Raw genomic sequence first — 2,779 nt, forward strand, 5'->3', positions numbered from 1 at the left:
GGTGGCGTAGGAAAAGGACGTAAAGGCTTTTTCGCCGCCTGGAAAGACGATACTATTCACGAGGTCGAGAAAGAGGGGTTTACGTTCTTCTCTTCCAAAAAGAAATTTGAAGAACCTGTCGTTAAGTCGGTAGACGTGGCCTCTTTCAAGTTCCGCTTCAACCTGCTCTTCGGTCATGGGGCGTGGGAGAAAGTTACCTTCCAGCATGTCCGCACTCCTTTTCCGTGGTGGCTACGGGGTGTTGCTTTTTATGTGTGATTATACTATTAACTAGGGGGATTCTCAATGGATGTGCACTTTAAGGAAAAATCCTAAAGTGGACGAAAAAACATATAAAAAACACACAAAAAACGCGGATAGAAAATCCGTAACAGGAAAAAGCAGGAAGAAATACAAAAATCAAAAAAAGCCCGGGAAGGAGCGCCTTTGCTCCTTCCCGGGCTTTTTTCGTGTTGCGTTGTTATCTTGCTACCTTGGGTTACCTCAAAGCTGGTAACCTCGTCCTATTTTTTCAGGAAACCCAGAGGGGCGAGGAGGAGCAGCGCCAGGGGAACGAAGCCCATGGTGCAACCGCCGCCACCGCCACCGGAGCCGCCGTTTTTGCTGGCGGTAACCACCACGGGCACGTAGTGGGCTTTGACTTTGCCGTCGTCAGTGTCAAGATCGTATTCCTCTCCGTCTTTAACCTCGAGCGTATGTGTGAACTTTTCAGCAGTGGCGATGGAAAAACCATCAACTGTGACGACGGGTTTACCGCAGGAGATCAGGTCGTAGCCGCCATTGTGGTTCGCCTCCATGACGTAGAAGAGACATGCCTGGTCCGGGCCGGGCTGGGTGTAGGAAAAGCCCACGTTCGCGTCCATGATACACCCAGGTTCGCCGGAGGCTGTGGCTTGCATGGGAGGAGCGGGGGTAATGTCATCAATGTTGTATCCCATGAAGTCATAGAACCCTTCCGGATCCTCATTGTACATATCGGAATAGAATTTGTGGATGGCCTCTTCCGCGTCGTCCTCGATATTTTTATACTGGTCGCTGTTGGGGTCTTTGAGATCCGCCTCTACCTTATCGGCTTTGGCATCGCCCGTAAGGGGTTCCGTGTTCCCAGTCACATGGGGGACGTCGGGGTAAACGGGGGGATCGGGATCGAGAGGCATAGGAACGATAGGCTCAGGGAAAGGGGAGGGGGCATTTGCACTTATGTTAAAGCTCTCTGGGGTGAGTCCCAGGCCGACCTTAGAAGATTCGATCGTTATCTTCACAGGCTTTTGCGTACCATTTTGAATAAGGTTGTTCTCGTCCAAGGGGGTGCCGTCTGGATTGGTGTAGGTTACCTCGTAGTAGGAGGGAGAGGCCGAGTAGGTGCCATCGGCCTGGGTGTTCCACACCTTGAGGGGATTGAGGCCGTAGAACTTGTGTCCCGGATCGGGGGTGAAGATCACCTCCACGGGTATCGCCGCGCTGCTGGTTTTGTCGCAGGTGCCCCCTTCAAAGGCGGCGTCGGGCAGGGAGACTACGTGATGGAAGGTGCTACCAACGTTTATGAGTTTCGTGGTTATCTCATAGTCTGAGCTCATAACACCAAGAGATACCGCTATGTCTATACCGGTGTTTATTACATTGACATCACTGGGGGGCAAGCCGGGGACTAAATGTCCCTTGGCATCGCGGAAGAAATTCTGCACGTGGGCCTCAGGCTGCCCTGGGGGGGCGCTCATATCACAACCCACCCAACCCACCATATCCAAGGGTGCTGCAAAGAACTCGACTTCAAAGGAGTCCGAATCTGTTTTCACGACATTGGTTACCTCACCGTTGCCATTAAGGGCGGGCTTATACTCGACACTCGTTCCCGCGGGCTGGGGCATCATGTTGAGTTTCTCTTTAACGGCCAGTTTCGGTGCGGTCCCTGTTTCAATCGCCACCGTACCAGGCTCATTAAGAAATCCTGCCGGAAGCATGTAGCTGCCGTCAGGGTTTTTGGTCAGGGGGACATTTGAAGGGGTACCATCAGAGGCCGTAAATTTGGCCCCCGTAACGTACTTCCCACTGCCACCGGCAACGGTAAAGACCGCATTTTCTCCTTTGGTAACCCTAAAGGTTTGTGGCGATCCCTTGACAGATTTGGTGCCCTTATAGGTCATGCTGGCACCGTCTCCTCCAGCGCTGAAGTCCTGGCCTATCCCCACCGCTTCTTCAAAGGCAGCGATGAGGGTGCCGGCGTCCTGAATTTTGTCCTGAGGCAGGGTGTACTTTCCATCAGCCCCGATCAAAACGGTGCCATTGAACTGGATGGACTCTGCACTATAGCCCGGGGTGACGGTAAAGGTTGCATCCTCATCGGAAAAGACCTTTGCTGTTTTATCAGTACCTTGCGTAGCCTCCTCGCTGGGTGGGGGGCCGTCATACTTAACCTTACAGTTCGTGTCGCCATTCTCAACATGAAGGGTGATGTCCACGGTGGGCCTTTTCTTAAACACCACCTCCAGGGTGCCGGCTGTGAGAGGAGTAGAAGTTCCGTCCAGATAGTAGTTTCCGTCCGGAGCCTTTTCCAAATCTACACCCTGGAATTTTATGCTCTTTAGAGCATAGCCAGGTTTCGGGGTGATATAAACCGGCTCTTGAGCATCTTCAGCAATATCTTCAGTGCTCGTCTGGATATTTCCCTCATTAGCAGCGACATTTTCGAATCCTAACTGAACATTGCTCGCTCCGACCCCTGTGTCACCAGCTTCCGAGGTAACCTGAATGGTAATAGTGACATCATCCGCCACCGCCA

Annotated in this window: 2 protein-coding genes; both read right to left on the bottom strand. The window is 52.5% G+C overall.

All coding sequences use genetic code 11. From position 1 onward, the window contains the following. On the bottom strand, positions 1 to 207 hold a 207-nt coding region (locus CSA35_09575), incomplete at its 3' end, for a hypothetical protein (protein PIE53764.1). A gap of 296 nt (positions 208 to 503) precedes the next feature. Next, positions 504 to 2,774 (bottom strand): hypothetical protein, encoded by a 2,271-nt coding sequence (locus tag CSA35_09580; GenBank protein PIE53765.1) that lies wholly within the window; start codon positions 2,772 to 2,774, stop codon positions 504 to 506. Between the last annotated feature and the right edge of the window lie 5 nt (positions 2,775 to 2,779).

The organism is Dethiosulfovibrio peptidovorans (assembly GCA_002748665.1).
Taxonomy (GTDB): Bacteria; Synergistota; Synergistia; order Synergistales; family Dethiosulfovibrionaceae; genus Dethiosulfovibrio; species Dethiosulfovibrio peptidovorans_A.